Source organism: Petrotoga halophila DSM 16923 (assembly GCF_002924615.1).
The window spans coordinates 1-7,908 of sequence record NZ_JALY01000026.1 but is presented as its reverse complement, the minus strand read 5'-3'; the positions used below and the strand labels follow the sequence as shown (position 1 = coordinate 7,908).

The following is a 7,908-nucleotide window of genomic DNA, read 5'->3' as shown; positions in this document are numbered from 1 at the left end:
CATGCATTTGATTTAGATCTTATAGGGGATCAAATAATTGTTAGAAAAGCTAAAAAAGGTGAAAAAATCCTTCTTTTAGATGGTAAAGAGTACACTATGGAAGGAGCAGAAACACTTATAACCGACGGTGATAACATAATTGCACTTGGAGGCATAATGGGGGGAGAATTAAGCGGTATCAACGAAAATACGAAAGATATCTTACTAGAAGTTGCCCATTTTGATCCTGTTAATATAAGAAGGTCTTCCACTTACCATAAGATAACCTCTGATTCTTCGTATCGTTTTGAAAGAGGAGTTGATCCAAACAATAGTGAGATGGTAATGGGTAGATTGATTAAATTGATTAACGAATTGACAGGGGGAAAAGTAGACGGACCTACAACGGATATTTATCCCGAACCTATAAAAAATAAAGAAATATCGATTAAAAAAAGTTATATAAACAATAGATTGGGAAAAGAATTAGCAGAAAAAGAAATTGAACAAATATTAAAAAAATTAGATTTCCCTTTCACAAAAGTGGAAAAAAGTTCACACCAGAAGGAAATGGAAGATGTAAACAAGAAAACGAATTTATCCTTTGATACAATAGATGAAGAATGGAAGGTTTCTATTCCTACAAAAAGGCCAGATATTACCCAAGAAATTGATCTTGTTGAAGAGGTTGGTAGAGTTTATGGCTACTCAAAAATACAGTCTGCTTTCCCAAATCTAAATGGAATGATAGGAAGTAAGGGAGATTTTGTTTCTTTTAAAGAGAAGGTAGCGGATATTATGTTGGCTAACGGTTATCATGAGGCAAAGACCTTTCCATTGAACAATGGCAATAGAATGTGGATGGAAAACGAATTGGATTTAAAATTGATTAATCCTATCTCCTCAGAATTAGAATACATGTCATCCAAATTGATATATGGTTTGTTGGATTCGGCTTCATTTAATTATAGAAATCAAATAAAAGATATAAAAATGTTCGAAATTGATAAAGTTTTCCAAGCAGAGAAAGGTAGTGAGACAGGTGCCAAGGAATTTACTAACCTTGCCTTTGTGGCTACGGGAAGAGAAAATAATGATGATTTCACAGATAAGAGAGAGGTTACATTTTATTCTGTAAAAGGTGCTTTAGAAAACTTGTTGAATGAATTCCATGTAAAAGTAGAATACGTAAGAAACGATCAATCTGGTTTTTTGAAAGCACAAAGTGCTCTTTTATTTATTAACAGTGAAGAAGTTGGCTTTTTAGGTTTACTTGATCCAGTGATAGCCGATAATTATTACGAAATAAAAGATCCAATATATATCTGTGAGATTAACTTAAACAAAATATTTGAAGGTAAGAAGGAAATAAAAAGAGAATTCAGAAAAGTAGATTTACCTGCTATCAAAAGAGAGTATTCTATGATTGTTCCACTAAACATTGAATTTAAAGAGATTCAAGAAATAATAATAAATGTGGCAGATATTGTAGAAGATTTTAAAATTTTTGATGTTTACAGAGGAAAAAACATAGAAGAAGATAAAACAAGTATAACCGTTTCAATAGTTTATAGATCAGAAAATAAAACTTTGACGGAAGAAGAAGTCAATCAAGTCGAAAGATCTATTTTAGAAAGTTTGAACAATAAAGGGATCAAACTTCGAGAAAGCTAGGCATAAGATTGACCTAGATATAGATAATAGACACTTTAGTAATAAAAAGATTTTCAAAAATAAAATTTTGATTTTTAAAGGGTTACAGGGCGGAGCCCTCCCATCCAATTGTGGGTGGGATGCAGGGCGAAGGGGTGCTAAAGTAAGTTTTAGAATTTATAAAGACAGTAATAGATAAAGAAAGGAGAAAGAGATGCAAAGAAATGTCACAAGTTACTTAATAATGTTGAATGTTTTAATATTTATAATGATGTTTTTATTTGGCGGTATAAGCGCTTTTTCTAACCCACGTATATACATACTTTTTGGTGCCCAACTAGGTAATTTAATCACAGCTGGAGAATGGTTCAGACTGATTACTTCAATGTTTGTTCATGGTGGCCTATTTCACATATTTTTCAATATGATCGCTTTATTTTACGTGGGTAACTTAGTTGAAAGGGCTTATGGAAAAGAAAGATTCATTTCTATATACATGTTATCAGGTATTTTTGGTAATCTTTTAACCCACTTATTTTTACCCAGTGCAATCTCTGTAGGAGCATCAGGTGCAATATTCGGATTGATAGGCCTACTTTTTGGAGCGGGATTTAGACACGATACCCCTACTATATTAAGACCTGTAACAGGTACCGCTCTACTCCCAATTATCTTAATAAACGTGATCTGGGGATTCTTACCGGGTGCTAATATAAACAATTTTGCCCATTTAGGAGGATTAGGGATAGGTTTTACCTTTGGCTGGTTAACACCTATAAGGTACACGAAGAGGAGTTACCAAACATGGAGAACGCTTTCTTACTTGTCTTACGGATTAATTATTGCAAGTTTTATTTTACTTTTGATATTCGATTTTAGATATTACATATTTTAATTAAAACTCTTTTTTGAGGTGATATATTTGACCCTAGACGATTTGGTTGGTAAAAATGTTATAGAAGAAAGTATCAAAAGGATTTATGAAAGAGATAAAGAAATAAATTCGGTTTTAAGAATAGAAAAGGTAGAAGGCAACAAAGATGGCAATTACTTTGGCATACCTTTCTTGGTCAAGGATAACATTTTAGTTGAAGGTACAAAAACAACAAACGGTTCTAAAATCCTTGAAAATTATAGTTCCCCTTACACCGCAACTGCCGTTGAAAAACTTTTAAAAGCAGGTTTTACAGTAGTAGGAAAAACTAATATGGACGAGTTTGCCATGGGTAATACCAATGAACATTCAGCCTTTGGGCCTGTAAAAAATCCTAAGGATTTGAAACGAGTTCCAGGGGGTAGTAGTGGAGGTTCAGCTGCAGCGGTAGCAGCAGGATACGTTCCATTTTCTTTGGGATCTGATACAGGAGGATCGGTAAGACAACCTGCCGCCTTTTGCGGTGTTGTAGGATTTAAGCCGTCATACGGTATGATATCACGATACGGTTTAACCGCTTTTTCATCTTCGCTGGATCAAATAGGTGTTTTTGCAAATAATGTTAAGGACGTCAGAACGGTTACAGAAATTATGAAAGGAAAAGATCCCAAGGATTCAACCACATTGGAGCACGATAAAGATCTCGTAAAAAATGTAGATATTGATTTATCCCAAACTAAAATTTGCATTCCAAAGGTTGTTTACCATGAAAATGCAGATGATAATGTAATAAAACAATTTGAAAGGGTTATTAACTTTTTGAGAAGCAAAGGAGCAAAAGTTGATATAAAAGATATACCAGAACTGGAATATTCAGTAGCTATTTATTATATAATAGCTCCTGCTGAAGCCTCATCCAATCTTTCAAGATACGATGGAGTCAAATACGGATTGAGGAACCATGCCTTAGGTTTAAATAAAATGTATAAAGCTACCAGAGAGGGTGGCTTAGGAATAGAGGTAAAAAGGAGAATAATGATGGGGACTTTTAACCTTTCTTCTCTTTATTATGATCAATATTACTCAAAGGCCTCAAAAGTAAGAAAATTGTTGAGTAACAAAATGAAGGAAATTTTGAATGATTATCATTTGATAATGACCCCCACATCTCCTGTTCTTCCACCAAAGATAGGGGAAAAGTTAAAACCTTTAGACTATTATTTAATGGATATTTTTACAATTCCTGCGAATTTAACTGGGTCACCTGCCATAAGTATTCCCTTTGGTGATGTCCAAGGGTTACCTTTTGGTATACAATTCATTGGTCGCTACATGAAAGATGAGGAACTATTAACTATAGCAGACAATTTCTTTAAAGAGACCCCTAGGGAGTTGAAAAATTATGTATAAAACCATTATAGGATTGGAAATACACGCCCAATTACTAACAAAATCTAAAGCCTTTTGTTCATGCAGTACAGAACATTTTGAAGCTGAGCCGAATATTAATATTTGCCCAGTGTGTACGGGGCAACCTGGAACATTGCCGGTATTAAACGAAGAAGCGCTTAAACTTGCGATAAAAACTGGATTAATACTAAATGGGCAGATAAATAAGTTTTCTAGGTTTGATAGAAAGAATTATTTTTACCCTGATTTGCCAAAAGGTTATCAAATTACACAATATTTTCATCCCATAGTAAGTGGTGGATACATCGACGTTGAAGGCAAAAAGATAAGAATAAGAAGGATGCATTTGGAAGAAGACACCGCTAAGATGCTTCATGAAGGTGATCAAATTTCCTCTGCTCAAGAAAGTTTAATAGATTTTAATAGAGCAGGTATACCTCTTTTAGAGATTGTAACAGAACCGGATATTGAGACTCCTAAACAGGCAAGGATTTTTATGGAGAAATTGAGAAATTTGCTTAGGTACGCTGATGTTTCAACGGGTGATATGGAAAAAGGAGCCTTGAGATGTGATGCAAATATTTCTATTCTCAACCAAGAAAACAAAGAAATAAGTAAAAGGGTAGAGATTAAGAATATAAACTCATTCAAATTTGTAGAAAAAGCGTTAGAATATGAAAGAGATAGAATTATCAATAATTTAGAAAAAGGTGGAGAGTTAATACAAGAAACGAGAGGTTGGGATGCCAACAAAAAAGAGACATTTTCAATGAGAACAAAAGAAGAGGAAATGGACTACAGGTATTTTCCCGAACCAGATCTCCCTATACTGATTCTGAACGATGAACTTATTGAAACCGTTAGAAAACTCATTCCGGAAATGCCAGAAGAGAAAGCTAAAAGGTTTGTTTCACAGTACAATATACCTGAATATGATGCACAAATTCTCTCTTCAGACAAAGAGTTAGCTGATTATTATGAAAGATGTGTAGAATTGGCTAAGGATGCCAAATTTGTTAGTAATTTTATCTTAACTGAGTTATTAAGAGAGATGAAAGAAAATGAGGATAGTATTGAAACTGTAAAAATTAAACCCGAACATTTTGCAGAATTAAAAATGCTTTTAGATACGAATACAATTTCAACAAAGATCGCCAAAGATATATTTCCCGAGATGTATAGAACGGGTGATAGCCCTAAACAGATTGTTGAAAAGAAAGGTTTAAAGCAAATAGAAAACGAAGATGAACTAAGAAAAATAATTGAAAATGTCTTAAAAGAAAATACCGATAGTGTTGAAAAATATAAAAATGGGAAAAAGAAGCTGTTGGGATTTTTTGTCGGCCAAGTTATGAAAGAGACGAAAGGTAAAGCTAACCCCCAAAAAACAAACGAAATACTCAAAGAATTACTTGAAGATAATTGATAATCACCACGAGGTGATGAACCTTGAGAAAATTGTATTTTATCTGGTTTTTTATGTTTATTTCGACAGTAATCTTATCTTATGTAGGTTACACTCCTTTTGAACCAGAGATAGAGAATAAAGGAGCAACCTTTTCACTGTCCACGTCATCTTTTGAAGATTTTGGATTAGAGATCGGTTATTCCGATTACAACTCTTTATATATAGAAAATAAAATCTTTAACAGGACGATAAAATTGAAAAGTGGAGAATCTTTTTTTAAAATGTTTGTGAATGTACCAGTATACAACAGTGAATTTGGTGTGGGATATGAGTACAAACTTGAAAATAATTTTTTAGGAGTTTTGACAGTAAAAAATTTTCAAAGAGTTGAGGTTAAAAATGTCGACCACGATATATATAACTTCATTCAAGCTAAGTTCAATGCCCCTTCATATGCTATAGGAAATCTATTTCTTTTTAACAATAAAAATATGAATCTATTTAAAGTAAAAGCTCAAATATTTAGGCCTGTAGAAATACCTATTAGTTTAGGTTATTCAAATGGTTTGTATTTAAATATTCCTCTTGTTAACCTAGATAGTTACTATGTCGATACGATAGACATAGGAGCATCACTGATACAACAAAAATGGTATCCAAATATTGGATTCTCAATTCCTATGAATGTATTCGGTCAACAGTTGCATCTTGGTACAAGAATAGCTTTTGGTCAAGACTTTTTTTACGAATTTTATCTTTATAATGAAAATCTTAAGTTGCCTCTACTTTTTTCGTTCAACGAAAAAGGAGGAAGTTTGTTTTTTGAATTCTAATTATATTGCAGTATATTTACACATACCTTTTTGTGTGAAGAGATGCCTTTATTGTGATTATGTGTCTACAACTGATTTTTCCTTAAAAGAAGAATATTTTAACGCATTATACAAAGAAATCGCTTTGAAAGGTGAAAAATTAAAAGATAGGAAGGTTAGAACGGTTTATTTTGGAGGTGGAACCCCATCCTTTGTTGAGGAAGAATTTATTTTACAAACCTTTCGTACATTACAAGGACATATGGATCTATCTAATTTAGAGGAATTCACGATAGAGGTAAATCCCGAAAGTGTTGATGAGAAAAAAGTGCAACTTTACAAGGAAATTGGGATTAACAGAATATCTATAGGGTTCCAAAGTACTTCTGATAAGATATTAAAAACCGTGGGCAGAGCCCATGATTTTAATAAAGGGTTAAAATCTTATGAACTTTTGGCATCTTTTTATGATAATATAAATGTGGATTTTATTCTTGGATTACCTTATGAAAATTTTGAGACGGTTAATAGTAATTTAGAGTTTATAGAAAAGATGAAACCCTCTCATATTTCTTATTATTTATTGGATTCTTCACACAATACTCCTTTAAAACATTTTCTTGAAATCAAGGAAATGAAACTTCCGGAAGATGACTTAGTAGATGAACTTCTTGATTATATCTATGATCAATTGGAAAAATTAGAATATAACAGATATGAAATTTCAAGTTGGTCCCTACCTAACAAAGAATGTATTCACAATCAATTTTATTGGTATAACTTAGATTATGTAGGATTTGGGGTTTCTGCAGGAGGGCATATCAACAACGAGAGATATGTGAATACCTCAGATGTTAAAGCGTATATTACAAAATTAAATGATGATGAACTTCCATACGATACAAAAAATGTGAATGATGAGTTTACTGAATTGTTAGAGACCCTTTTTATGTCTTTGAGACTAACAAGGGGAATAACTTATGACTCTTTGGTAAAAAGGTTTTCTAAAAGTTTGGTTGATAGTGTCTTAAATCAGACAAAAAATAATTTGGACGGGTATATATCTATTGATGATTCTATTAAATTAACTACAAAAGGCTTAAATTTTTCAAGGTATGTTTTTGAGAAGTTATTAGAGATATCTTCAATTTAAGGGAGGCTTTTTCTTGGGTAAGAAGGACGAAGTTGAAAGTTATTTGAAAAATAAAAATTTTAATGATCCCAATTTATTCAAAGAAAGGAAAGACTGGGACAAATATTTTATGGAAGTGGCGGATTTGGTAAGTAAAAGGTCTACCTGTTTGCATAGAAAGGTTGGAGCCGTAATAGTAAAAGAAAAAAGGATTTTAGCGACTGGTTACAATCAACCACCATCTGGTTTTCCTCACTGCGATGATATAGGTTGTATAAGAGACGACTTAGGTATAAAAAGTGGGGAAAACCAAGAAATTTGTTACGGTCTTCATGCAGAACAAAATGCCTTGATGCAAGCCGCTAAATTTGGGATTAGTACTGATAACGCATCAATTTATATCACGCATCAACCTTGTTCCGTATGTGCCAGGTTGATAATAAATGCCGGCATCAAGAAGGTTTATTATAGAGAAGGCTATCCGGATAGTTTAACACAATTGTTTTTTAATACGTGCAACATACAAACAAAAATTATCGAATGATCAAAATCAAATACCAAAGTTGAAAGGTGGGATAAAATGCCTATAGAGAGATATTTTAAGTATTTAAGAAAAGACAGAATGACTCATGTGTGGTGT

Annotated in this window: 7 protein-coding genes; all 7 read left to right on the top strand. The window is 32.8% G+C overall.

Going from position 1 to position 7,908, the window contains the following annotated elements; translation table 11 throughout:
• Positions 1-1,653: phenylalanine--tRNA ligase subunit beta (locus AA81_RS01295; RefSeq protein WP_103897946.1), on the top strand; the 1,653-nt coding region annotated here is incomplete at its 5' end.
• Positions 1,654-1,846: 193 nt separating this feature from the next.
• A complete protein-coding gene (locus AA81_RS01290; RefSeq protein ID WP_103076513.1) occupies positions 1,847-2,527 on the top strand; it encodes a rhomboid family intramembrane serine protease in 681 nt (226 codons plus the stop codon).
• Between the two features lie 18 nt (positions 2,528-2,545).
• The gene (gene gatA / locus AA81_RS01285; protein ID WP_425440355.1) at positions 2,546-3,916 is read left to right on the top strand and encodes an Asp-tRNA(Asn)/Glu-tRNA(Gln) amidotransferase subunit GatA; all 1,371 of its coding nucleotides are present in this window, start codon (positions 2,546-2,548) and stop codon (positions 3,914-3,916) included.
• Positions 3,906-5,342 carry an Asp-tRNA(Asn)/Glu-tRNA(Gln) amidotransferase subunit GatB gene (gatB, locus tag AA81_RS01280; RefSeq protein ID WP_169926327.1) on the top strand — a complete coding sequence of 479 codons (1,437 nt, stop codon included), beginning with the start codon at positions 3,906-3,908 and terminating at the stop codon, positions 5,340-5,342. Before gatA ends, gatB begins: the two co-directional genes overlap by 11 nt.
• 23 nt (positions 5,343-5,365) lie before the next feature.
• A complete protein-coding gene (locus tag AA81_RS01275; protein WP_103078962.1) occupies positions 5,366-6,157 on the top strand; it encodes a hypothetical protein in 792 nt (263 codons plus the stop codon).
• Positions 6,147-7,289 carry a radical SAM family heme chaperone HemW gene (gene hemW, locus AA81_RS01270; protein WP_169999575.1) on the top strand — a complete coding sequence of 381 codons (1,143 nt, stop codon included), beginning with the start codon at positions 6,147-6,149 and terminating at the stop codon, positions 7,287-7,289. The genes AA81_RS01275 and hemW overlap by 11 nt, the downstream gene beginning before the upstream one ends.
• Before the next feature lie 13 nt (positions 7,290-7,302).
• Positions 7,303-7,812 carry a deoxycytidylate deaminase gene (locus AA81_RS01265; protein WP_211287791.1) on the top strand — a complete coding sequence of 170 codons (510 nt, stop codon included), beginning with the start codon at positions 7,303-7,305 and terminating at the stop codon, positions 7,810-7,812.
• The last annotated feature ends 96 nt before the right edge of the window (positions 7,813-7,908 follow it).